Genomic DNA, 21,771 nt, shown 5'->3' with positions numbered 1-21,771 from the left:
AGCCCGATAAAATATTAACGTTGCTGTTAACTTATTGCGCTAAATAGCTTTAAGATATTCCTCAGCCTGGCAACATTAATGCAGTATGATATAGATCAGGCAGACCTTTATTTCCGTTCATGCAGGCGCAGCACATTTATCGCCGGCAAAATAAAACAGGCAGGCTAATCATGTCGGCAATAAATGCGATTTATCGTAAGATTCGTTTCCCGTTTAAATTTATTAATGCAGCGCTTCGTTATCCGGCTGCTCAGGCCAGAGTTAAATCTTATTCAGTGATGTCGATAGAAGAGACCATCGATCGGCTATTAAGCGATCCGCAGTTATCGCTGGCCCGCTACGGCGATGGGGAACTGGAGATGACCTATTATAAGAACATCGGTTTTCAGCCCTTCGACCCACGCCTCTCGGCAAGGCTTAAGACACTGTTGCAGCAAGGACCACAAGCCAACCCGCACTGCCTGCTCTGCCTGCCGGACGCCTTTCGCACTACGCGAAATATGCGTAACGGATCGGCCCTGTTCTGGTTCTTTCACAAATCGTTTTATTTTAAATATTATCACTCTCTGCTGAATAAGCAGTACCAGTATGGTAATACTTCGGTGACCCGACCCTATCACGATTATAAAACCAAGCAGTTATCCCGCACCATCTTTGATAAATTCAAGCTGCTCTATAAAGACCGACGGGTATTAATTGTTGAAGGCAGCGGCACGCGACTGGGATTAGGTAATGATTTACTGGCCGGGGCGGGTGAAGTTAAAAGAATCACCACCTTAAACCGTAACGCTTTTTCAATTTATGACCGCCTGTATGCCGCCGTTTTATCCCATGCTGCTGATTTTGATCTGGTCTTAATTTCACTCGGCCCAACCGCAACGGTACTGGCTTACGATCTCAGCCAGCAGGGCATTCGCTGTATTGATAGTGGCCACGTTGATATTGAATATGAATGGATGCTGGCCAGTGCCACCGATAAAATTAAAGTGGCGGGCAAAAACGTCAATGAAGCAGGCGTGCTGCTGAGTGAGCAGAGCGCGGTGGCGGATGCCGGCTATCAGCAGCAGGTACTGCAACATGTTGGCGAACCGGAAGAGCCACCGCTAATGCCGCTCCCCCACGCCAGTCAGACGCAGCACAACGCAACCTGAGCCTGAACCCTGCACTCCCTGTTATCAGGCACGCTCTGCACCGGATTGATGCGCAGGCGAATAATTAGCCGGGTAATTCTTCATCACCGCTCGCCCGTCAGGCGGTCTGCACCGCCTGCACCCGCTGGCTTTTCAGCCCGGCCCGCATTTCCGGCACTCATTTTGCTTAATCGATCCTGTTAATTCCATTCAGGAGAAGTGAGATGAAGGCCAGCCGTTACCGTTACACCATATTTTCACTGTTGTTCCTGATCGCCCTGATCAACTACATCGACCGCGGCGCGCTGTCGTTTGCCGCCAACGCGATTGCCGTCGAGTACCACTTCAGTAAAGTGCAGCTGGGTGCCGTGCTGGGCTACTTTGGCTTTGGTTATCTGTTTGGTTCACTGTGCGGCGGCTTTCTTGCCGATCGCATCGGCACCAAAAAGGTCTGGTTACTGGCAGGCGTACTCTGGTCGCTGCTGGAGATTGCGACCGCCTGGGCCGGTGAGCTGGGTATGGCGCTGTTTGGCGGTTCCGCCATTATGGGCTTTGCCGCCCTGCGCATCCTGTTTGGCTTCTCAGAAGGTCCCGCCTACGCGCTGATGAACAAGGCGATTGCGCACTGGGCGCCGGATAACGAACGCGGCCTGGCGCTCGGCATTGGCCTGCTCTCCACCCAGGTTGGCGCGCTGCTGACCGCGCCGATTGCGGTCGGGCTGCTGCTGCTGACCGGTGACTGGCGGATGATGTTTATTCTGCTGGGGGTGTTTTCGCTACTGGCGATGGCGCTGTTTGCCCGCACCTTCAGTGACGGTCCAGAGAGCAGTCCCGCCACCAGCGCAGCCGAACGCAAGCTGATCCGTGACGGCCAGCGTCAGCGCGCAGCCGATGGCGTGGCGCTGCCGTGGTGGCGCTTCTTCACCAGCCGCACCCTGGTGTGCAACGCACTGGGCTACTTCTCCTTCCTCTACATCACCTTTACCCTGGTGACGTGGATGCCGAAATACCTGCAGGATAATTTCCATTACGACCTGCATTCGCTGTGGTACGTAGCGATGATCCCGTGGAGCGGTGCCTGTGTGACCGTACTGCTGGGCGGACGGATCGCCGATACCCTGCTGGCCCGTTTCAATAACCTGCGGCTGGCGCGCAACCTGTTCGCCGCAGTCACGCTGTGCGGCACCGCCTGTTGCTTTATGGCGATCCCTTACGTGTCGTCAGCCGCCGGGATTATTGCCCTGATGACGCTGGGCAACGCGCTCAACGCGCTGGTGAATAACGTCTACTGGTCAGTGGTGATTGACGTCACCCCGAAAGCCTCAGTCGGCACCTACAGCGGCATGACGCTGGCGATTGCCAATCTGGCCGCGATCATCTCGCCGATGTTATGCGGCTGGCTGGCGGAATATTACGGCTACAACGCGATGTTTACCGTCACCGCGCTGATCGCGTTTGGCAGTATGCTGGCGATGACTCTGCTGCAACCGGAAAAACCGCTGGTCGCTGATACCGCGTCGTCTGAGGTGGCAGAGAGGTCGGTGGCATGATGGTTGTCGCCCCGGTTCGCGCGGGGCGACCGTTACGCGGTTCGGCGGTCGTGACGATCGCAGAACTGTTCAATATCGCCCTGTTGAAAGTCCGCCAGGTTAGCCAGCAGTTTTTCCAGTGGCCAGTCCCACCAGGCAATACGCTGCAACCGGGCGGCAATCGCCGGGGTAAACCGCAGCCGCAGTGGCCTGGCTGGCACGCCGCCCACTACGCTGTAAGGCGCGACATCTTTGGTCACTACCGCACCCGCCGCCAGTACCGCGCCATCACCAACGGTAACGCCGGGCAGTACAATCACCGCATGGCCAATCCAGACATCGTGCCCGATGGTCACCCGATCGGCACGACGCGCGGCAAAGAAACCGCCATCGCGTTGAGCGTCAGGGTGGTAATACTCCGGGCAGTAGGTGAAGCGATGCTGGGAAGCGCGATCCATTGGATGATTGGGCGCACCGATGCGCACCTGATTAGCGATGGCGCAGAAGCGGCCAATCTGGCTATCGGCGATGCTGCAATGCTCCCCGACGTAAGAGAAGTCCCCCAGCGCGCAATATTCCAGCGCGCTGTGGGCCAGAATTTCACACTGCTGGCCGATGTGGGTTTCACGCAGACGCACACTCTCATCAATCCGGGTGTGCTGGAGTCTGGCGGGCATAACGGTGGCAACTGACATAACACTCCCGATAGCGAAAGGTGACGCCAGGCTGGCGTCACGCTGTCGCGCCACTCTACCCGGCCAGCATGACAGCCAATTGACAGCGAAAAAAGGCGGAGTGGTTAGCTCCGCCTTGATTCAAGTTCCGGTTAACCTGCGTGACCGGTCAGTTGCATAAGGGCAACGATGATCTGCAAGATGACCCGGATCAGATCCAGAATCAGCTTAGTCAGTTCCATCACTTTCCTTCTCCTGTAACAGGAGCGCGCTGTTCGGCAACCGAGGCTTTGACTCTACCCGCCGGGCGCCTAAGCACATCTTTGTGGAGAGGGCTGAGCGGCACTCATGGTTAAAGCCACAGGCCAGCACCACCTGATGCCTGCCGGGATTTTGGAAACCGTGCCCCTGGGAGCGGCCAGTCGACAATGAGGCTTCGCCCAACGCTCAACACATGTATAAACATACAGTATTTTGGCGAAACTTGAAATCCTTAGCCGCACATTTTACAATCTGCTGTGTGGAGAGTGCTGAGCACCTCGTTCGCAGCGCGGTTACCAGCCGGGTAGCGAACAAAAAAATAAAGGATTTGGCATTACGCCAAATCCTTTTTTTATGCCGGTCATAAACTTTTAGTTTGCGGCGCTGATCCGCCAGACGGTATTGCCGGCATCATCAGCGATCAAAACGCCGCCCTGCTGGTCGCTGGCCAGGCCAACCGGCAGTCCCCGCACCTGCTTCTCATCTTCCGTCAGGAAGCCGGACACCACCGTCTGTGGCTGCCCGACCGGCTTGCCGTTTTCAAACTTCACCCACACCACTTTGTAGCCGTTGAGCGGCGTGCGGTTCCAGCTGCCGTGCTCACTGATGAAGGCACCACCGCGATACTGCGGCATATTATCGGCACCGTAAAACAGCAGTCCGAGCGGTGCGACGTGCGAGCTGAGCGCGTAATCCGGCTTTATCGCCTTCTCAACCAGATCTGGACGCTGCGGTTCAGCGCGGCTATCGACATGCTGACCAAAGTAGCTGTAGGGCCAGCCGTAGAAGCCTTTATCCTGCACCGAGGTCATATAGTCCGGCACCAGATCGGAACCGATTTCGTCACGCTCGTTGACGATGGCCCACAGCTTGCCGCTCTGCGGTTCCCACTGTAAGCCGGTCGGATTGCGCAGCCCGCTGGCGTAAATGCGGCTGGCACCGCTGGCGGCGTCCACTTCCAGCACCGCCGCACGCCGGTATTCGGCCCCGATGCCGTTTTCGGTAACGTTACTGTTGGAGCCAACGCCGACATACAGTTTGCTGCCGTCCGGGCTGGCTAACAGCGCTTTAGTCCAGTGATGGTTAATCGGGCCGCCCGGCAGTTCGGTCACTTCTTCCGGTGGGGTGCGGATTTCGGTGTCCCCTTCGCGATACGGGAATTTCACCAGGCTATCGGCATTAGCGACGTAAAGCGTGTTGCCAACCAGCTGCATGCCAAACGGCGAATGCAGGTTTTCGATAAAGCGATGCTGCTCCCATTTACCGTTAACGTTACGCAGCAGCGTGATGCGATTGCCACCGGCCCCGCCTTTGCCTGAGGCTTTCTGCACAATGCCCATGATCAGCTGCTTAGGTCGGGTGGTCGGCTTCGCCGGCCCGTTTGATTCCGCCACCAGCACATCGTTATTCGGTAACACATAGACGTGGCGCGGATGCTGCAGATTCTCGGCGATTTTCTCGATCTTCAGCCCCTGCGCCACTGTTGGCATTTCGCCCGCTTTCCACGGCGTGCCTTCCGGCACCTGCATTGGCGGCATAAAGAAGTTCTGCGCCTGCGGCAGTTCCGGGTTGGGTCCAGTCTGTTTCTGCGGATCGACCAGCGCGCCATCATCACAGCCCACCAGCAGAGCCGTCAGGGTGAGCGCCAGGATAGATTTATGCTGCATTTTCATGGTGGCTCCTCCTTAAGCGCTACGCTGACGTAACGCAAGTTGCACATTCGCCAGCAGCAACAGCGCCACCACCAGCGTGGAAAGCGTTACGCCAAGCGGGATCACCGCGGCAGCGTCGCGACTGTGGATAAACGCATTGACGATAGCGATGACAATCGCCACCAGCCACAGCCAGAAATGGCTCTTTTCTGCACTGTCGCTGCCGCGGAACAGATAAACCAGCGCGATGAGTCGCGGCACAATCGCCAGCACCAGCCCCAGCGCGATCAGCCAGCCGGCGGCGTCGGTCCAGAACTGGACAAAGGTCTGGCTATAGAGGATATCGAACAGCCAGGCCGCGACAAAAAAGCCCAGCGGCACCGGCTCCAGCAGAGCGTACAGCGTCACGGCGAATGCCGATCTTCCCGAGGTATTGCGCATGTTTCTCTCCATTTTAACGATGAATACAGATCAGGCCAGACGTCAGGCTGCCGGTAGCAACCGATATCGTGCCTGTAAAAGATTAGTAAACATGAAGAAAAGCGAAGGGTTAATTCGGCAGGAAGTGAAAATCAGGGCGGCGACCGGCAGGTCACCGCCTGCGGATCAGGACTTATCGGCCGGCAGCGTCACCCAGTAGCCTGGCTGATACGGCAGCGGCAGGAACTGCTGATGAAACTCACGGAAGGTCGCGTCGGGATCGAGATCGGCAAACAGATCGGGATGCAGCCATTTGGCCAGCGCCTGAATCGCAACAAACTGATACGGGCTGTCATAGAACTGATGCCAGATGGCGTGCGCGTTGCCGTTGTGCGCCACCGGCAGGGTTTTGAACGCGTCCCGCATCATCAGGGCGTTGAGCCGTGCGCGGGCTTCTGTCAGGTTGGCACCCGGACCGACGCCGACCCACTTACCGACGGTGTTGTAGTTCTTCCAGTTGGCACCGGTCACCACCACCACATCCGGCTGGCTGGCAATGATCTGCTCCGGGTTAACCGTGCCAAAGGTGCCGGGGATCAAATCCTTCGCGATGTTGCGTCCGCCGGCCATCTCCACCATCTGACCAAAGTTTTCATTACCAAAGGACATGCAGCACTCATCGCTGTAGCCACCGGCCCGATCAATCATCACTTTTGGCCGGTAACCGGTAAAGTTGGCCAGCTTTGAGGTCACCCGGTCGATCTGCTGCTGACGAAAACGGATAATCGCCTGCGCCCGCTCTGGCTTGTTCAGCAGTTCGCCCATGATGTGAATGCTTTTCTCAGCATTAACAAACGGCGATTCACGGAAATCGATAAACACCACCGGGACGCCAACTGCCTGCAGCTTCTCGATTAACTTACCTTCATCGGTTGCCGCTTTCGATTCGAGGTTCATCAGCACCAGATCGGGCTTGAGGGTTAACGCCTGCTCAACGTTGAACGTGCCATCTTTTGCGCCGCCAAAGGTCGGCAGCTGCTTTATCTGCGGATAGCGCTGCTCATACGCCTGGTAACCGTCCCAGTCCGCTTTAGGAAAATCATCGCGCCAGCCGATCACCCGCTTAAACGGCGCATCGGTATCAAACGCTGCCAGCAGGTAAATCTGCCGTCCCTCACCCAGAATGATGCGTTTTGCCTCCTGCGGCACCTCGACCTGGCGTCCGGCCACATCGGTAATGGTTTTGGCCGAAGCCATCCCTGCCAGCGTGATTAGCCCCAGTGCTAAAAGCCATTTTTTCATAGTCAGAATCCACAGTAATGATAATGAGAATTATTAATATAAAGCGGCGTTACTATCACCTAAAAACAGCAATGGGGGAAGTGATGGCGCGAAATGTTTTTCCGCTGGGTCGCAGCGCGGCAGGCCGTGCGCGAACGCCGGGCTTTGGGCTTTGGGCTTCGGGCTTTGGGCTTCGGGCTTGGGGCTTCGGGCTTCGGGCTTCGGGCTTCGGGCTTCGGGCTTCGGGCTTCGGGCTTCGGGCTTCGGGCAAAAGTATTGGTAAGCACGGGGCGGTCTGCTGACAAACGGCTGTGTTACTGCTCACAAAACGGACAGCTTTCGTGAATATGCTCACAACACCCTGGGCGCTTGCACACATATTAGCCAGCAAGATACGCCCTTTGGCTAATGCGTTAATAAAATGTTACGGCTAGATTGAAAAATGAAACGACGTTTTAATATTTCGTCAGGATAGCCAGCCACAGGAGCTTAGCCGTGAAGATTAGCGCGATTGATGTCACTCTCTTTACCTATCCGACCCAACGCTGCAGCGACAGCGCCGGGCATTCCCATCCCGGTCCGGAAAATGAGGCGCAGATGGCGCTGCTCACCCTGACCAGCGAGGACGGTGACTGCGGTTACGCCTTTGCCCCGCCCGAAGTGATCCGTCCACATGTGGTTAATGCCTTCTTCCGTAAAGTGCTGATCGGCCAGAACGCCTTTGATCGTGAGCGCTTATGGCAGGATCTGGTGCACTGGCAGCGCGGCAGCGCCCATCAGCTCACCGAACGGGCGCTGTCAGCGGTGGAACAGGCGCTGTGGGACCTGATTGGCCGCAAGCTTAACCAGCCGGTGCATAAGTTGCTGGGTGGCTATCGCGAAAAGATCCCGGCCTACGGCAGCACCATGTGCGGCGATGAGCTGCGCGGCGGCCTCTCTACTCCGGATGAATATGCGCAGTTCGCGGAAAAACTGGTGGCGCGCGGTTATCAGGCGATAAAACTGCACACCTGGATGCCGCCAGTGTCGTTTGCGCCCAGCCCGGCGATGGATATTAAAGCCTGCGCCGCGGTGCGTGAAGCGGTCGGTCCGGATATCGCGCTGATGCTGGATGGCTACCACTGGTATAGCCGCAGCGATGCGCTGACCATTGGCAAAGCGCTGGAGAAGCTCAACTTCGCCTGGTTTGAAGAGCCGATGGAAGAAGAGAGCATGGCCTCTTACGCCTGGCTGGCGGACAACCTGTCGATTGACGTGCTCGGCCCGGAGAGCCTCGGCGGCAAGCATCACAGCCGGGCAGACTGGGTGCGTGCCGGGGCCTGCGACATTCTGCGTGCCGGGGCCAACGGCGTCGGCGGTATCTCTGCCACGATCAAAGTGGCTAACCTCGCCGAGGCGTTCGGCATGGACTGTGAAGTCCACGGCAACGGCGCTGCCAGCCTGGCGGTGGTCGGGGCGATCCGTAACTGCCGCTGGTATGAGCGCGGTCTGCTGCATCCGTTCCTCGATTACGACACGCCGCCAGCCTATCTCAACAGCCTGGTCGATCCGATGGATGAGCAGGGTTTTGTTACCCTGCCGAGCCGCGCCGGACTGGGCGAGGACATCAACTTTAGCTGGATCGAGACCCATACGCTGAATCGCTGGTAAGTCGCGATCGTCCCCTACAGCCAACAATAATAATTCCGAATCGCCACCGGCTTAGCGCCGCGCTGACCGTTCTGCGGTCAGCGGGCTGACCGGCTGAAAGACGATCGGGCAACCTCTGACCTGCCGGACCCGACTTATGAAACTGTTTAAATCGTGTGGCAGCGGGCTGATTGCGCTGCTGCTGCTGCTGACGGGCAGCCCCGCGCTGCAGGCACAAACGCCTGACGACCAGCTGATCGTCGGCATGAACATGAATAACCTGCTCACCCTTGATCCGGCCGCCATGACCGGCAACGAGGTGGTGGGCATCGTGGTCAACCTCTATGACGGGCTGGTGGAACTCAACCCGAAAAAGCTGACCGAGGTACGTCCGGCGCTGGCTGAGCGTTGGTCAGTCAGTGCCGATAACAGCACCCTGACCTTCCACCTGCGTGACAATGTCACCTTTCATTCCGGCAATCCGCTGACCAGCGACGATGTGATCTGGTCGATGCGGCGGGTGCTGCACCTTAACCTGGCGCAGGCCTCGGTGTGGAAATCCTACGGTTTCAGCCGCGACAACGTTGACCAGATGATCACCGCTCCCGATGCCCGCACCGTAGTGATCACCCTGCCTAAACCCAACGATCCGCAGCTGGTCATCTACTCGCTGGCGGCGCTCGGCAGCATGGTGGTGCTGGATCGCAAAACGGTGCAGCAGCATGAGATCAACGGTGACTGGGGCAACCGCTGGCTCACCACCCACGAAGCGGGTTCCGGCCCGTTCCGGCTGGATATCTGGCAGGCCAAAGATGTACTGCGCATGAGCCGCTCGGCCGGTTACTGGCGCGGTGAAGCGAAAATGTCGCGGGTGGTGTTCCGCCATCTGCAGGAGTCGCAGACCCTGCGCCTGATGATGGAGAAAGGCGACCTCGATATCGCCAGCAACATGTCGATTCCCGACGTGCGCGCTCTGCGCCACGATCCCGATCTCACCATTGATGCGGTGCGGCGCGGCACGATCTACTACCTGGCGATGAGCATTAAGGACCCGCATTTTGACGACAGCCGGGTACGTGAAGCGGTGCGTTATCTGGTGGATTATCAGGGGATCAATAAGAGCCTGATGACCGGCTACGGCGAACTGCATCAGCGGCCGATTCAGGCGGGTATGCCCGCTACGCTGCCCGACCCTGGCTACCGGCTGGATGTGCCACGCGCCCGGGCGCTGCTGGCCGAGGCGGGCTATCCGGACGGCTTCGACACCACGCTGCGGGTACTGGCCGACCAGCCGTTCCTGAATATCGCCATTGCCATTCAGTCGACGCTGCTGCAGGCCGGCATTCGCGCCCGCATCATCACCGGCACCGGTAACCAGATCTACGGCGCGATGCGCGACCGTCAGTTCAGCCTGCTGGTCGGACGCGGCGGCAGCGGCGTGGAGCCCCATCCTCACTCCAGCCTGCGCTCGCTGGTCTATAACCCGAACAATGCCGACAGCGCCCGTCTGACTAATTTCCAGGGCTGGCGCACCGGTTTTTACGATGCGCAGCTCAACAGCATGATCGATCGCGCGCTGGTGGAACGCGACAGCGCCCGGCAACAGCAGGCTTACTTCGCTATTCAGCAACGCTACGACCAGCTGGTACCGGCGCTGATGCCGATCTCCCAGATGCTCGATTCGGTGGTGGTCAACAACCGGGTGCAGGATTATCAGCCACACCCTTCGGCCACCACCTTTCTGCGCGACGTCTGGAAAACCCCGGATAGCCTGGCAGGAGGACCCCAATGACCCTGACACTTACCCGCAGCCACTGTCGCCGCATCAGCAAACGCGGCCTGCAGGTGCTAATCACCCTCGCGGGCTTACTGATGCTGACCTTCTTTATCGGGCGGGTTATGCCGCTCGATCCGGTGCTGGCGATTGTCGGGCCAGATGCCGATCAGGCCACCTATCAACAGGTTTACCACCAGCTCGGTTTTGATAAGCCGCTGTGGGTGCAGTTTGGCCTCTACCTTAATGCGCTGCTGCACGGCGATCTTGGCCATGCGCTGCTAACCGGCCAGCCGGTGGTCAACGATATCCTGCGCGTCTTCCCGGCGACGGTGGAACTGGCAACGCTGGCGATTGTGATCGGTGCCGGTCTCGGCGTGCCGCTCGGGGTACTGGCCGCCGCCCGACGTAACAGCGTAATCGATTATCTGGTGCGGATGATCAGCCTCGCCGGTTACTCAACGCCGATTTTCTGGGTCGGGATGATGGGTCTGCTGCTGTTTTATGCCCATCTCGGCTGGGTCGGCGGCGCGGGCCGGGTAGATTTCAGCCTTGATGGCATCGTGCCACGCCGCAGCGGCTTCATGCTGATTGACGCACTGCTGGCCGGTAACAGTCAGGTGTTCTGGAACGCACTTAATCACCTGGTGTTGCCCGCCTCCCTGCTGGGCTTTCATTCACTGGCCTACATCAGCCGCATGACGCGCAGCTTTATGCTGGCGCAGCTGTCGCAGGAGTTCATCCTCACTGCCCGGGTAAAAGGCTTAACCGAGTGGCAGGTGATCTGGCAGCACGCCTTCCGCAATATTCTGGTGCAGCTGCTGACGGTGGTGGCGCTGGCCTACGGTTCACTGCTGGAGGGAGCGGTGCTGATTGAAACCGTCTTCTCGTGGCCCGGCTTTGGCTCCTACCTGACCGGCAGCCTGATGCTGGGCGATATGAACGCGGTGATGGGCTGTGTACTGGTGGTTGGCCTGATTTTCGTGCTGCTTAACCTGCTCTCTGACCTGCTCTATCAGGTGTTCGATCCGAGGACCAAAGTATGACCCTTTCCTTTGATGCCCCCGCTGTCAGCACTACCGGTGAGCGACTGGCGCGCTGCCGCCGTTTCGCTGCCCGCAGCGCTCACTTTATCTGGCGCATGGCCCGTAATCCGCTGACCGCTATCGGCGGCGGCATTGTGTTGCTGCTCTGCGTGGTGGCGCTGTTTGCCCCGTGGATCGCGCCGTATCATCCGCTGATTCAGGATCTGAATAATGCGCTCTCGCCGCCGGGTGCCGCCCACTGGTTCGGTACCGATGAGTTTGGCCGCGACATCTTCAGCCGTCTGGTGTGGGGTGCGCGCATCACGCTGTATATCGTGCTGCTGGTGTCGGTGACCGTCGGGCCACTCGGCCTGCTGCTCGGCGTCACCGCCGGCTATTTTGGCGGCTGGGTCGACAGCGTGCTGATGCGGGTGACCGACATTTTTATCTCGTTTCCCAGCCTGGTCCTGGCCCTGGCGTTCGTCGCCGCGCTGGGTCCGGGACTGGAACACGTGGTGATCGCCATTACCCTCACCGCCTGGCCGCCAATTGCGCGTCTGGCGCGGGCGGAAACCCTGTCGCTGCGTCAGGCTGACTTTATCTCTGCGGTGCGTTTACAGGGTGCCTCGCCGCTGCGGGTGCTGTGGAAGCACATCATCCCGCTCTGCCTGCCGTCGGTGATTATCCGCATCACCATGAATATGGCAGGCATTATCCTCACCGCCGCCGGGCTCGGCTTCCTCGGGCTGGGCGCGCAGCCGCCCGATCCGGAATGGGGCGCGATGATCGCCAGCGGCCGCACCTACATGCTGGAGTGCTGGTGGGTGGTTACCGTGCCTGGCCTGGCGATTCTGATTAACAGTCTGGCATTCAACTTTTTAGGAGATGGCCTACGTGACCTGCTCGATCCCCGCAGTGAGTAACGCCACGCCGTTGCTCGACGTGCGCGATTTGCACGTAAATTTTGTTAACGGACGCCAGAGCACCCCGGCGGTTCGCGGCGTCTCGTTTCAGCTGGGTCAGGAGAAGCTGGCGATCGTCGGTGAATCCGGCTCCGGTAAATCCACCGTCGGTCGGGCGCTGCTGCAGTTACTGCCGGCGAAGGCACGAATTGAAGCCAGCCGGATGCAGTTTGGCGCGGTCGATTTGTTACACGCCAGTCCGGCCCGGATGCGCGAAATCCGCGGCAAACGGATCTCGATGATCATGCAGGACCCGAAATATTCGCTTAATCCGGTGGTACGGGTCGGTGAACAGATCGCTGAGGCGTGGCGCAGCCACCATCGCGGCCAGCATGCCGCCGCCCGTCAGCGGGCGCTGGCGATGCTGGAGGAGGTGCAGATCCGCGATCCTGAGCGGGTTTATCAGCTCTATCCGCATGAAATTTCCGGCGGTCAGGGGCAGCGCGTGATGATTGCGATGATGCTGATTACCGAACCGGAGCTGGTAATAGCCGATGAACCGACCTCAGCGCTGGATGTTTCGGTACGGCTGCAGGTGCTGACGCTGCTGGATGAGCTGGTCAATGCGCGCGGGCTGGGGCTGATTTTTATCAGCCACGACATCAACCTGGTGCGCAGTTTTTGCGACCGGGTGCTGGTGATGTATGCCGGCCGGGTGGTGGAGTCGCTGGCCGCCAGTGAACTGGATCGCGCGCAGCATCCCTACACCCAGGGCCTGATGGCCGCGCTGCCAGACATCGATCACCGCCGCAGTCGTCTGCCAGTGTTACAACGTCACCCAAGCTGGCTCACCGAATAAGGAGTAGCGATGATTGAAGTGAACAATCTTAACCTCAGTTTTGGCGACGAGAATGCCCGCAATCAGGTGCTGTTCGACGTTAATCTGCGGGTCAATCAGGGCGAAATCTTTGGCCTGGTCGGCGAGTCAGGTTCCGGCAAAACCACGGTGCTGAAGTGCCTGGCCGGCCTGTTTAATCACTGGCAGGGTACGCTGGCGATCGATGGCGAGCCGCTGGCGCACCGGATTAATCGGGCGCGCTGCCGGCGGGTACAGATGGTCTTTCAGGACCCGTACGGTTCGCTGCATCCGCGGCATACCATTGGCGATATTCTGGAAGAGCCGCTACAGATTCAGGGCATCGGGCAGCGCCAGCAGCGCGTAATCGCCATGCTGGAAAAGGTCGGCCTGAACCGCGCCTGGCTGACCCGCTATCCCCACCAGCTGTCGGGCGGACAGCGTCAGCGGGTGGCGATCGCCAGGGCGCTGATTCTGGAGCCGGCGGTGCTGCTACTGGATGAGCCGACCTCGGCGCTCGACGTCTCGGTGCAGGCGGAGATCCTGAATCTGCTGAGCGATCTGCAGCAGCAGGACAACCTGACCTATCTGATGGTAACCCACGATCTGGGCGTGGTGGCGCACCTCTGCCATCGGGTGGCGGTGATGCAACAGGGAAAAGTGCTGGAGACGCTGGATGTGCCGACGCTGGTGAGCAATCGGGCGAGCGTGGCCTATACCCGGATGCTGGTGGAGGCGAGCCGGCACGCGGCTCCGGTGCGGCTACAGGCGCACTGAGCTGGCGCTGATGCCGGTCAGGCCGGATGATTGTCAGACTGCATAACCGATAATGGAAACGCGGCTGCGGCAGAATGAACACCTCAGGCCGCGTCACGCAGCTGCGCCTCAGCGGCATTGCCCGCTCGCTAGCGCGGGCTGTGTTCACAGTACGCCCGAGGACAGCGCCTCAGCGGCATTGCCCGGTCAGCTGCGTCTGCAGTTGTCCGGGCCTGCCCCCTTACTGCCGCCTATTCAACGATAAACTTGTTCACCAGGTTGCTCATCGCCTCAGATTGATCATGCAGCAGATGGCTGCTGTTGGCGGCTTCTGAAACCATACTCACATTCTGTTCGGTCACCTGACCCATCTGGTTTAGCGCCTGTTGAATTTGCGCAATGCCCGCCGACTGTTCAGCAGAAGCATCCGCAATATCATCAATAAATCGCTTCATTTGCCCGGCATCGCCCACCACGCTTCGCAGAATATGCTCAGAGGAGAGGACTCTTTCTGCCCCCTCTTCAATCTTATTGATATTCTGCGCAATCAGTTTTTGAATCATATCGGCCTCGTTGGCGCACAGCCGCGATAAGTTGCGGACTTCAGCCGCAACCACGGTGAAGCCCTTGCCTAAGTCGCCCGCCCGCGCCGCTTCAACGGCGGCGTTTAACGCCAGCAGGTTGGTCTGAGAAGAGATATTGTTGATCGATGACACAATGCCGGCGATCTGCTCACTGAAGCTCCGAATATCCTGCATAGAAAGGTTAGCCTCGCCCACACTCTTACTGGCCGATTCGACATGTTCGACCATGTGCTGGGCTAACGTTTCTACACGTCGGGCGTTATCTGAGTTTTGATCTATGGCGGTAGAAATCTGCTCAATACTGGCTGACGTCTCCGTCAGGGACGCCGCCTGCTCTTCGGTTCGTTTTGCCAGCTCATCATTTTCTGAGGCAATTTCTGAACTGACCTTGCGCACAATGGCTGCGTTATTTTTAATTTCCAGCACCATCGACTGAATATTTTCTATTGATTGATTGTAAAACTTATTTAATACCGATATTTCATCGGTGCCCCGCACCGCCAGACGCTGAGTCAAATCGCCGTCCATATTCTCGATAATATTAATGGTAGAGCGCAGTTGTAAATTAATGGTGCGAATTACAATCCATGCGACCAGCGCTGAGGTAATAAAGGCCACCAGGCAGATAATTAAAAACATAATCTCCTCGCGACTGGCTTGCTTATAATTATTTAGCGCCGCGCGTTTAATATCCTTATTAATGCTCTTTTCAATATCATGCAGTGCTTCGATACGCTGGGTTTGCGCCTCGTACCACTCCCTTGCGGAAATTTGCCATCCGCCGCTATCTGCCCGACTCAGTGCGGTGTTGCGCAGCGATAATGCCTGCATAAAGCTCGGTGTAAGGCTCGCCTCGGTAAAAAGCGCCGCCTGCTGCGGGGTCGCCTTCATCAGAAAATAGTGTTGCCAGACCGCCTGACCCGCCACCAAAGCGTTCAGCGCCGCTAACTGCCCCGGTTGAAAATGGTCAAGGACAAAAACGCCGGACATAAACGCCCGCTCACTTCCCATCATATTTTTTAAATTCAGCAGGGCATAATACGCGCCGAGCTGGCGGGCAATGCCGCCGTTCTGAACCTGCGTATCGCTTTTACCAATCACGTTAAGCAGCGTGCCAATGTCGTTATTGTAAAATTTTATGGCGCTAGCGGCGGAAACGCGAAAATTAACGATATCCTCACGCATCTTTTTCAACTCATCCAACCGTTGGGCATTATAATGGAGTAACGAAACGTTTTGTCTGGCGGCATCGGTTTGTTTTTTTTGCCGGTCCAGATCGGTTGAAAACTCTGTGCCTTTACTGATCAGAAATCCTGAGGTTAATCCCCGTTCTTTTTGCATTTCATTAATTAAATTACCGACGGCCTGGGCTAACTGCACCTGTTGTTCAACCGCCCACATCTGCTTTTTTAGCTGATATTTGGCATAAACACTGCTGTAGCTAAGCCATACGGTAGTCGCCAGCAGCGGTAATAATAACAGCAGTAATTTCTGCTTCAGCGAAGTCCGATATAACAAATACATGTGGGTATCCTTTTTTTTTATACATTAAAGAATATAATCGGTCGGAACAGCGATCGCTAAATACCTCTAAAGAGGTATGCTGTATGAGAACTTTTCTCATTAATCAATTAGTTACTGCTAACTAAAATCGGCCCAGCCCGCTGCTGACGGGCGTCACAGGCGTGAATCCCACCCGACGTAAGCCGCTACCGGTTAACTCTTTTTGAGATTTTTTTGCGCCGTTGCGGCAAGAATTAACACCAGCAGGAAAAATGGCGGCAACCGAAGTGGCTGAGGATGTTGTCAGTCAGGCGCTGACAATCATAAAAGAATCGAGGCTACCCGGCCGCGTTCGAAAATCTGCGCCAGGTGGCTGACAGTTTCCGCCAGCCGGTTTAAACAAAGTCGCCGGTTCTGCATCATCGGTGATAGCGCCAGCGCAGCGTCTGCCAGACAATCACCGTGCGGCGTGCAGGCAAAAAAAAAGGCCAGGTTGCCCTGGCCTCGTGTGGTGCTGGTACTTTTACTGCGTCAACTGGCGCACAAAGGAGACGATCTCCTGATTTTGCCCGTGTTCGAACAGGCACTGCTGGAAGCGCGGGCCACTGACCGCGGTCTGCACCAGCTCAGGATCGATGGCGCGCAGCGTATCGAGATAGTTCTCTTTGATGACGGCAGCTTTCACCTGATTCAGCAGGCCGGCGTTACGCACCTGCGGCTCTTTACGCTCTGGCGGATAGCCCATGCCTTTTTCGCCGGTAAAGGCTTTCTCAAAGATAAAGCGCAGGTTGAGTTCAGCACCCCAGCCGAAGCCTTTGGCGAACGGCAGCGCCAGGGCATTACCGTTATTGATCTGCGCAAACAGGTAGGCATCGGCCGGATCGATACAGTAACCACAGTTGACGCCAGGATGAATGTTGAGCGACATCAGCGCGCCCTGCCCGGTGCCACAACCGGCCACCACGAAATCGACCGCCTTGCTGTTCAGCAGCAGACTGGCCTGAATGCCGAGGTGAATATAGGTCAGATGGTGATCCTGCTCGTCGCTCATGCCGACGTTGAAGACCTGATGGCCCAGCGGCTGCGCCACGCCTTCCAGTTCTTTCAATACGATAGCGTTTTTAGCCGCCTGGCTATTTTCCATCATTAACGCGATTTTCATGATCTGCCCTTAACATTTAATTGAAACACCGTTTCATTTTAATGAAAAACCACTAAAGTGCATGGACTAATTCACCTTTACGCTGTGAGTAGCGTCACAAAACGACTACCCAGGCGTCCAACCACACACTGGAGTTGCGATGTTTATTTATAAAAAAGAGCGTCCACTGGAAGATTTAGGTCAGGGTGTCTCCCGTCGGGTTCTGGCTTACGGCGGCACAATGATGGCGGTGGAAGTTAGCTTCGAAAAAGGTGCCATCGGGCCGTTACATCACCATCCCCATGAGCAGTTAACCTACGTGCTGAGCGGCCGTTTCGCCTTCACCATCGGGGATGAGACGCGGGAAGTCGGGGCGGGCGATACCCTCTACAAAGCGCCCGATGTGGTACACGGCTGCGTCTGCCTTGAGCCCGGTATGCTGCTGGATACCTTTACCCCGCAGCGTGAAGATTTTCTGCCTGCCCGCTAACCCCGCTTCCTGACGCCGCCGTGTTGCCTGTCAGCACGGCGGCCGTTCGAATGCCGTGCACGTTCAGCCCACAATAGCAGCCCAAAATACCAGCCCAACATACCCGTCAGAATGGCCAGCCAGACATACCCACCGAAATATCAGCCGCACATATCCGCCGGGATGTCAGCCCTTAACGTCACTCTGGCTATCGCTGGCCGTTACAGTGGCTATTTTTTCAAAAAATTTTCACTGGCCGGTAGTTAGCTAACCAAATGATTAGCAGGCTTTTAGTCAGTAACCGCTACCTGTTAGCGGGCTGACACCGCGCTGTAACCCGCGCCAACCGGGCCTGGCTCAACTATTCTTATTTTGTTTACTCACTCCCTGACGCCCGTCTCAGCAAAAAAAGAAGCCCGCCAAAACTGTACAAAATTAACTTTCGTGTATAAGTTTAGATCACCCACCAGGTCATTTTTTAACCCAATACAGGATAATTCTATGAATCACTCAGAGAGCGCCACCCTGGCCGTGAAGGAAAATGTCCACCTGATCAACCCGGCGTTGCACGCCACCGAGCGGGAAAAAATGAATTTCCTGGTTGAGGAACTGATGGAAGCGGGCAAGGAACACAGCTGCATGGCGCTATTGCGCCATCTGGCGGCGGCAGACAGTGCTGAGGAAGAGGCGTGCTGTCGGGAACTGCTGACGTTACTGATGGCGAAACAGGCATAATGGCCACAGCCTGCGGCGAGGTGGTGAACCGGTAAGCGAGCGGCTTGCTGACAACCGGACACCACCGTGTCTCTCACCCTGCTGTGCGGCTCACTGTTTTGCTGCTCAGTTCACAGTACCGCCTGACTCCGGACGATAGCGCGACAACATTCTGCTGGATAATCCCGCCCACTTTGCTAGTCTCACCGGATGAACCGATACCCAGCTTGCCAACCAGCGATGATTATTTACACCGTCTGTTGCGCGGTGGGATAAGCTGTCTCTTATACCCGCCGGTAAGGCGGGCCTTACCGGTGTTAATCCGCTAAGGAACCCTATGAAGCACGACACCGTTACGCCGGCTACCCTGCATCTGCTGTGCGGCAAAAGGGCCTCCGGTAAATCCACCCTTGCGGCCCGGCTGGGCGCTGAACCGGGCTGCGTCATTCTGAGTGAAGATCAGTGGCTGGCAGCACTCTATCCGGATCGGCTGCAGTCAGTCGCCGACTATGTGCGCTGTGCGGCGCTGCTGAAAAATGCCATTACCCCACACCTGCTGGCGCTGCTCACGGCGGGGGTTTCGGTGGTGCTCGACTTTCCCGCCAACACTCAGGCGAATCGCGGCTGGATGATGTCGCTGATCAAACGCTCGGCGGCACAGCACCAGCTGCACTATCTCGATCTGCCGGACGATCGCTGTAAAGCCCGCCTGCATGCCCGCAATCAGTCGGGTGAACATGCCTTCGCCACCACCGAACAGCAGTTTGAGCTTATTACCCGCTACTTCGAGCCACCGCAGGCAAGCGAAGGCTTTCACCTGGTGTATCATCGCTGAGGCTATTGACGGCAGAGAAACGCCGGTCGCGGCGCAATAAACCACGGGCCAGGCCGGTAGCCAGCTACCCCGGGCAGCCAGCATCGCCCGGCAGGCTGTGGCCTTGCTGCCCGCGCCTGCTACGCCAGTTCCAGCCCGGTCACGACCTCAGCGATCTGCTGATAATCAGCGGCGGAGAGCGGTAACAGCGGGCGCGGCAGGCAATCTGCTGCGGTCAGCCCCAGAATCGCCGCTGCTGCTGCCATCACCCGCAGGCTGCCGCCATGCTGACGGAACAGCGCCCACAGAGGTTGCAGTTGCGCATCCAGCATTGTGACGCGCCGATCGTCGCCCGCCTGTGCCGCCTCAGCGATCGCCTGGGCTACCCGCGGAAACAGTCCGCCACACACCGAGTACCAGCCATCACAGCCCGCCAGCAGGCCGGTTGCGGCAAACGCATCGCCGCTGACCCCGATTGAAACAGTTTCAGGCAGCATGGCCCGCAGTTGGGCGATGCGCTGAACAGCCGCCGGCAATTCTGCCGGTACACCGGGAATTTTTATTGAGGCGATGCCAGGCAGCGCGGCGATGCGGCCGATCAGCGCATCGGAAAAGGTAAAATGGGTGGTGCCCGGATTATCATAGACGCAGATCGGCACCGACGCGTGACGCGCCACCGTCTGGTAGAGGGTGAACACCTCTTCATCCCGCAGCGCCTGATAGCCAAGCGGCGGCAATAGCAGCGCCGATGCGCCCGCCTGCTGGGCATCTTCCGCCAGATGCAGCACCTCAGCACTGCTGACCGCACCGATACCGATCATCACTGGGACAGCGCCAGCATGGGCGACCGCCAGTTCGGCGATACGCCTGCGCTGCGTGCGGGTCAGGTAAGCGTAACTGCCGGTAGAGCCCAGCACGCCAAGCGAGTCCACTCCGGCCTCAGTCAGCCGCTGCAACAGCCGTAAAAATGCCGCTTCATCCGGCTTGTCAGCCGTAAACGGGGTAAGGGGAAACGCACTCAGTCCGGTGAACATATTACCTGCTCCATGATAGTGAAATGATGGTCTGGTTGATTAGCCGTACAGGCATATTTCGTAGCAGGCCGAAGCATCACGCCGCCCCGCCCGCTACTGTGCTGCTGACACCCTAAGGAGACAACCGATGATCGCTGTACTGTTTGAAGCCCACGCCCGACCCGAACACCAGGCCCGCTACCTGCAGCTGGCGGCAGAACTGAAACCGCTGCTGGCGCAGGTCGACGGATTTATCGCGATTGAGCGCTTTCAAAGCCTGACCGATGAAAAAATCCTCTCCCTTTCCTGGTGGCGCGATGAAGCGGCGATACTGGCCTGGAAAAACAATCCGCAGCATCAGGCGGCGCAACGGGAAGGCCGTGAGACACTGTTCGCCGGTTATTCGCTGCGCATCGCGACGCTGGTCAGAGAGTATGCCTCCAAACCGGAGACAAATTAAGATGTTCGATATTCATGTGATCCTGCAAAATAGCCCCGGTACCCTTTCCCGTCTCACCGGCCTGCTGGGCCAGCACGGCATTGGACTGGAAGGCGGCGGCCTGTTCCCGGCTGGCGCGCTGAGCCACGCCCATTTTCTGGTGGCGGAGGGCGAGCGGGCGCGGGCGGTGCTGGCGGCGGAAGGGATCGCGGTACAGGCGGTAACCGCCCCGCTGATCCGCAAATTACCCCAGCAGCGCCCCGGTGAACTGGCTGAGATAACGGCGCGACTGGCCAGCGCCGGCATTAATATTCTGGTGCAGTACAGTGACCACGCTAACCAGCTGATCCTGATCACCGACGACAATCACTCAGCCGCGAGGCTGACCACCGCATGGGCAGTCCCGGCAGATGGCAAAATCACAACTGAATGAACGCCCCGACGACAGCGTCGCCCTTGAGGCGGCGATTGTCGCGGTCGCTGCCGCCATGGCCGACACCTCGCGCGTGAGGATGCTGTCAGCACTGATGGATGGCCGCGCCTGGACCGCCACGGAACTCAGCGCCGTCACCGACGTTGCGCCTTCGACCGCCAGCGCGCACCTCAACCGTTTGATCAACAGCGGGCTGATCGTCTGCCTGGCGCAGGGTCGCCACCGTTATTACCGGCTGACCGGCAGTGACATCGCCGCCCTGATTGAAAATATGATGGGCGTGTCGTGGCGGCGGATTTCTGCTCCGGACAGTCGCACGCCGGCAGCGCTGCGAACTGCCCGCACCTGTTACGACCACCTGGCGGGCGAAATTGCAGTGCAGATTTACGCCGCCATGCAGCAACAGGCGTGGATAACGGCGGACGGCAGCGCCGTCACGCTTTACGGCCAGCAGCAGTTTGCGGCGTTACAGATCGATCTCTCTCCGCCGGGACGGCGCAAAGCCTGCTGCGGCTGTCTGGACTGGAGCGAACGCCGCTTTCACCTCGGCGGCTATGCCGGTGCGGCGCTGCTGAGCGCCTTGGAACAGCAGGGCTGGCTTACGCGCAACCCCGGCTACCGTGAAGTGCAGTTCAGCGCGGCCGGTTTACAGCGGCTGCAACAGACGTTTGGCGTGACGCGCTCCTGACCTGCCGGCCAGCGCCACAGCGGCGCTGTTACACAGTTATGAATTCTGTCACATTTCCGCAAACTCGTGGCGCGGGTTAGCCGC

At 58.1% G+C, this 21,771-nt stretch carries 21 protein-coding genes; 14 read left to right on the top strand and 7 right to left on the bottom strand.

The features are described 5' to 3' along the window. The first annotated feature begins 170 nt into the window (after window positions 1-170). Both AC6I8D_RS09460 and AC6I8D_RS09455 read left to right on the top strand, forming a co-directional pair. Window positions 171-1,151 carry a GT-D fold domain-containing glycosyltransferase gene (locus AC6I8D_RS09460; protein ID WP_312054699.1) on the top strand — a complete coding sequence of 327 codons (981 nt, stop codon included), beginning with the start codon at window positions 171-173 and terminating at the stop codon, window positions 1,149-1,151. Between the two features lie 203 nt (window positions 1,152-1,354). Beyond that, window positions 1,355-2,680: an MFS transporter gene (locus AC6I8D_RS09455; protein ID WP_312054701.1), complete on the top strand. Its 1,326-nt coding sequence runs from the start codon at window positions 1,355-1,357 to the stop codon at window positions 2,678-2,680. Window positions 2,681-2,712: 32 nt separating this feature from the next. On the opposite strand, the gene AC6I8D_RS09450 is transcribed toward AC6I8D_RS09455, so the two are convergent. The 4 genes from AC6I8D_RS09450 to AC6I8D_RS09435 form a co-directional block, all read right to left on the bottom strand. Next, entirely contained in the window at window positions 2,713-3,354 is a 642-nt protein-coding gene (locus AC6I8D_RS09450; RefSeq protein ID WP_497820041.1) for a DapH/DapD/GlmU-related protein, read from the bottom strand. Window positions 3,355-3,965: 611 nt separating this feature from the next. Then, the gene (locus AC6I8D_RS09445; RefSeq protein ID WP_497820040.1) at window positions 3,966-5,267 is read right to left on the bottom strand and encodes a PQQ-dependent sugar dehydrogenase; all 1,302 of its coding nucleotides are present in this window, start codon (window positions 5,265-5,267) and stop codon (window positions 3,966-3,968) included. Window positions 5,268-5,279: 12 nt separating this feature from the next. Continuing rightward, window positions 5,280-5,687 carry a DUF2231 domain-containing protein gene (locus AC6I8D_RS09440; protein ID WP_031377392.1) on the bottom strand — a complete coding sequence of 136 codons (408 nt, stop codon included), beginning with the start codon at window positions 5,685-5,687 and terminating at the stop codon, window positions 5,280-5,282. A 165-nt stretch (window positions 5,688-5,852) separates the two neighbouring features. Further along, window positions 5,853-6,968, bottom strand: a complete 1,116-nt coding sequence (locus tag AC6I8D_RS09435) for an ABC transporter substrate-binding protein (RefSeq protein ID WP_312054705.1) — start codon at window positions 6,966-6,968, stop codon at window positions 5,853-5,855. 474 nt (window positions 6,969-7,442) lie between these two features. On the opposite strand from AC6I8D_RS09435, the gene AC6I8D_RS09430 reads away from it, so the two are divergent. From AC6I8D_RS09430 to AC6I8D_RS09405, 6 genes are all read left to right on the top strand, one after another. Next, window positions 7,443-8,597: a mandelate racemase family protein gene (locus AC6I8D_RS09430; protein ID WP_312056112.1), complete on the top strand. Its 1,155-nt coding sequence runs from the start codon at window positions 7,443-7,445 to the stop codon at window positions 8,595-8,597. 136 nt (window positions 8,598-8,733) lie between these two features. Further along, the gene (locus AC6I8D_RS09425) at window positions 8,734-10,368 is read left to right on the top strand and encodes an ABC transporter substrate-binding protein (protein WP_497820039.1); all 1,635 of its coding nucleotides are present in this window, start codon (window positions 8,734-8,736) and stop codon (window positions 10,366-10,368) included. Further along, the gene (locus tag AC6I8D_RS09420) at window positions 10,365-11,396 is read left to right on the top strand and encodes an ABC transporter permease (RefSeq protein WP_069728294.1); all 1,032 of its coding nucleotides are present in this window, start codon (window positions 10,365-10,367) and stop codon (window positions 11,394-11,396) included. Before AC6I8D_RS09425 ends, AC6I8D_RS09420 begins: the two co-directional genes overlap by 4 nt. Beyond that, a complete protein-coding gene (locus tag AC6I8D_RS09415) occupies window positions 11,393-12,298 on the top strand; it encodes an ABC transporter permease (RefSeq protein ID WP_312056114.1) in 906 nt (301 codons plus the stop codon). The genes AC6I8D_RS09420 and AC6I8D_RS09415 overlap by 4 nt, the downstream gene beginning before the upstream one ends. After that, window positions 12,270-13,136, top strand: a complete 867-nt coding sequence (locus AC6I8D_RS09410) for an ABC transporter ATP-binding protein (RefSeq protein WP_312056115.1) — start codon at window positions 12,270-12,272, stop codon at window positions 13,134-13,136. The genes AC6I8D_RS09415 and AC6I8D_RS09410 overlap by 29 nt, the downstream gene beginning before the upstream one ends. Before the next feature lie 9 nt (window positions 13,137-13,145). Next, the gene (locus AC6I8D_RS09405) at window positions 13,146-13,910 is read left to right on the top strand and encodes an ABC transporter ATP-binding protein (protein WP_312056116.1); all 765 of its coding nucleotides are present in this window, start codon (window positions 13,146-13,148) and stop codon (window positions 13,908-13,910) included. A gap of 230 nt (window positions 13,911-14,140) precedes the next feature. Here AC6I8D_RS09405 and AC6I8D_RS09400 read toward each other — a convergent pair whose 3' ends face one another. Together AC6I8D_RS09400 and AC6I8D_RS09395 are read right to left on the bottom strand one after the other, a co-directional pair. After that, on the bottom strand, window positions 14,141-15,997 hold the full coding sequence (locus AC6I8D_RS09400) for a methyl-accepting chemotaxis protein (RefSeq protein ID WP_497820038.1): 1,857 nt from the start codon (window positions 15,995-15,997) through the stop codon (window positions 14,141-14,143). A 502-nt stretch (window positions 15,998-16,499) separates the two neighbouring features. Continuing rightward, window positions 16,500-17,138, bottom strand: coding sequence for an RpiB/LacA/LacB family sugar-phosphate isomerase (locus tag AC6I8D_RS09395; protein ID WP_031377996.1), 639 nt, complete (start codon window positions 17,136-17,138; stop codon window positions 16,500-16,502). 139 nt (window positions 17,139-17,277) lie between these two features. Between AC6I8D_RS09395 and AC6I8D_RS09390 the strand changes: the two genes are divergently transcribed. The 3 genes from AC6I8D_RS09390 to AC6I8D_RS09380 all read left to right on the top strand — a co-directional run bounded on the left by AC6I8D_RS09390 (window position 17,278) and on the right by AC6I8D_RS09380 (window position 19,135). Continuing rightward, window positions 17,278-17,607 carry a cupin domain-containing protein gene (locus AC6I8D_RS09390; RefSeq protein ID WP_497820037.1) on the top strand — a complete coding sequence of 110 codons (330 nt, stop codon included), beginning with the start codon at window positions 17,278-17,280 and terminating at the stop codon, window positions 17,605-17,607. Between the two features lie 480 nt (window positions 17,608-18,087). Then, on the top strand, window positions 18,088-18,321 hold the full coding sequence (locus AC6I8D_RS09385; protein ID WP_497820036.1) for a hypothetical protein: 234 nt from the start codon (window positions 18,088-18,090) through the stop codon (window positions 18,319-18,321). A gap of 316 nt (window positions 18,322-18,637) precedes the next feature. After that, window positions 18,638-19,135, top strand: a complete 498-nt coding sequence (locus tag AC6I8D_RS09380) for a P-loop nucleotide/nucleoside kinase family protein (RefSeq protein WP_497820035.1) — start codon at window positions 18,638-18,640, stop codon at window positions 19,133-19,135. A 119-nt stretch (window positions 19,136-19,254) separates the two neighbouring features. On the opposite strand, the gene AC6I8D_RS09375 is transcribed toward AC6I8D_RS09380, so the two are convergent. After that, complete coding sequence (locus AC6I8D_RS09375) at window positions 19,255-20,148, bottom strand: dihydrodipicolinate synthase family protein (RefSeq protein WP_497820034.1); 894 nt, start codon at window positions 20,146-20,148, stop codon at window positions 19,255-19,257. A gap of 127 nt (window positions 20,149-20,275) precedes the next feature. Between AC6I8D_RS09375 and AC6I8D_RS09370 the strand changes: the two genes are divergently transcribed. Genes AC6I8D_RS09370 through AC6I8D_RS09360 form a run of 3 tightly spaced genes read left to right on the top strand, consistent with a single transcriptional unit; the run spans window position 20,276 to window position 21,687 of the window. Beyond that, window positions 20,276-20,587 carry an antibiotic biosynthesis monooxygenase family protein gene (locus AC6I8D_RS09370; protein WP_497820033.1) on the top strand — a complete coding sequence of 104 codons (312 nt, stop codon included), beginning with the start codon at window positions 20,276-20,278 and terminating at the stop codon, window positions 20,585-20,587. Window position 20,588: 1 nt separating this feature from the next. Then, window positions 20,589-20,999, top strand: coding sequence for an amino acid-binding protein (locus tag AC6I8D_RS09365; RefSeq protein WP_497820032.1), 411 nt, complete (start codon window positions 20,589-20,591; stop codon window positions 20,997-20,999). Then, complete coding sequence (locus AC6I8D_RS09360; protein ID WP_497820031.1) at window positions 20,977-21,687, top strand: ArsR/SmtB family transcription factor; 711 nt, start codon at window positions 20,977-20,979, stop codon at window positions 21,685-21,687. The genes AC6I8D_RS09365 and AC6I8D_RS09360 overlap by 23 nt, the downstream gene beginning before the upstream one ends. Window positions 21,688-21,771 lie beyond the last annotated feature (84 nt).

It is taken from the genome of Pantoea sp. X-Soil-MYKO-1785 (genome assembly GCF_059730675.1).
This window is presented reverse-complemented; position numbering and strand designations above follow the sequence as displayed.

Excerpts from the sequence above, each read along its gene's own strand:
- AC6I8D_RS09405 (WP_312056116.1), top strand. The coding sequence starts at position 13,146 with ATGATTGAAGTGAACAATCTTAACCTCAGTTTTGGCGACGAGAATGCC.
- AC6I8D_RS09450 (WP_497820041.1), bottom strand. The coding sequence starts at position 3,354 with ATGTCAGTTGCCACCGTTATGCCCGCCAGACTCCAGCACACCCGGATT.
- AC6I8D_RS09425 (WP_497820039.1), top strand. The coding sequence starts at position 8,734 with ATGAAACTGTTTAAATCGTGTGGCAGCGGGCTGATTGCGCTGCTGCTG.
- AC6I8D_RS09455 (WP_312054701.1), top strand. The coding sequence starts at position 1,355 with ATGAAGGCCAGCCGTTACCGTTACACCATATTTTCACTGTTGTTCCTG.
- AC6I8D_RS09360 (WP_497820031.1), top strand. The coding sequence starts at position 20,977 with ATGGCAAAATCACAACTGAATGAACGCCCCGACGACAGCGTCGCCCTT.
- AC6I8D_RS09460 (WP_312054699.1), top strand. The coding sequence starts at position 171 with ATGTCGGCAATAAATGCGATTTATCGTAAGATTCGTTTCCCGTTTAAA.
- AC6I8D_RS09400 (WP_497820038.1), bottom strand. The coding sequence starts at position 15,997 with ATGTATTTGTTATATCGGACTTCGCTGAAGCAGAAATTACTGCTGTTA.
- AC6I8D_RS09375 (WP_497820034.1), bottom strand. The coding sequence starts at position 20,148 with ATGTTCACCGGACTGAGTGCGTTTCCCCTTACCCCGTTTACGGCTGAC.
- AC6I8D_RS09370 (WP_497820033.1), top strand. The coding sequence starts at position 20,276 with ATGATCGCTGTACTGTTTGAAGCCCACGCCCGACCCGAACACCAGGCC.
- AC6I8D_RS09380 (WP_497820035.1), top strand. The coding sequence starts at position 18,638 with ATGAAGCACGACACCGTTACGCCGGCTACCCTGCATCTGCTGTGCGGC.
- AC6I8D_RS09435 (WP_312054705.1), bottom strand. The coding sequence starts at position 6,968 with ATGAAAAAATGGCTTTTAGCACTGGGGCTAATCACGCTGGCAGGGATG.
- AC6I8D_RS09445 (WP_497820040.1), bottom strand. The coding sequence starts at position 5,267 with ATGAAAATGCAGCATAAATCTATCCTGGCGCTCACCCTGACGGCTCTG.
- AC6I8D_RS09390 (WP_497820037.1), top strand. The coding sequence starts at position 17,278 with ATGTTTATTTATAAAAAAGAGCGTCCACTGGAAGATTTAGGTCAGGGT.
- AC6I8D_RS09365 (WP_497820032.1), top strand. The coding sequence starts at position 20,589 with ATGTTCGATATTCATGTGATCCTGCAAAATAGCCCCGGTACCCTTTCC.
- AC6I8D_RS09420 (WP_069728294.1), top strand. The coding sequence starts at position 10,365 with ATGACCCTGACACTTACCCGCAGCCACTGTCGCCGCATCAGCAAACGC.
- AC6I8D_RS09415 (WP_312056114.1), top strand. The coding sequence starts at position 11,393 with ATGACCCTTTCCTTTGATGCCCCCGCTGTCAGCACTACCGGTGAGCGA.
- AC6I8D_RS09395 (WP_031377996.1), bottom strand. The coding sequence starts at position 17,138 with ATGAAAATCGCGTTAATGATGGAAAATAGCCAGGCGGCTAAAAACGCT.
- AC6I8D_RS09440 (WP_031377392.1), bottom strand. The coding sequence starts at position 5,687 with ATGCGCAATACCTCGGGAAGATCGGCATTCGCCGTGACGCTGTACGCT.
- AC6I8D_RS09385 (WP_497820036.1), top strand. The coding sequence starts at position 18,088 with ATGAATCACTCAGAGAGCGCCACCCTGGCCGTGAAGGAAAATGTCCAC.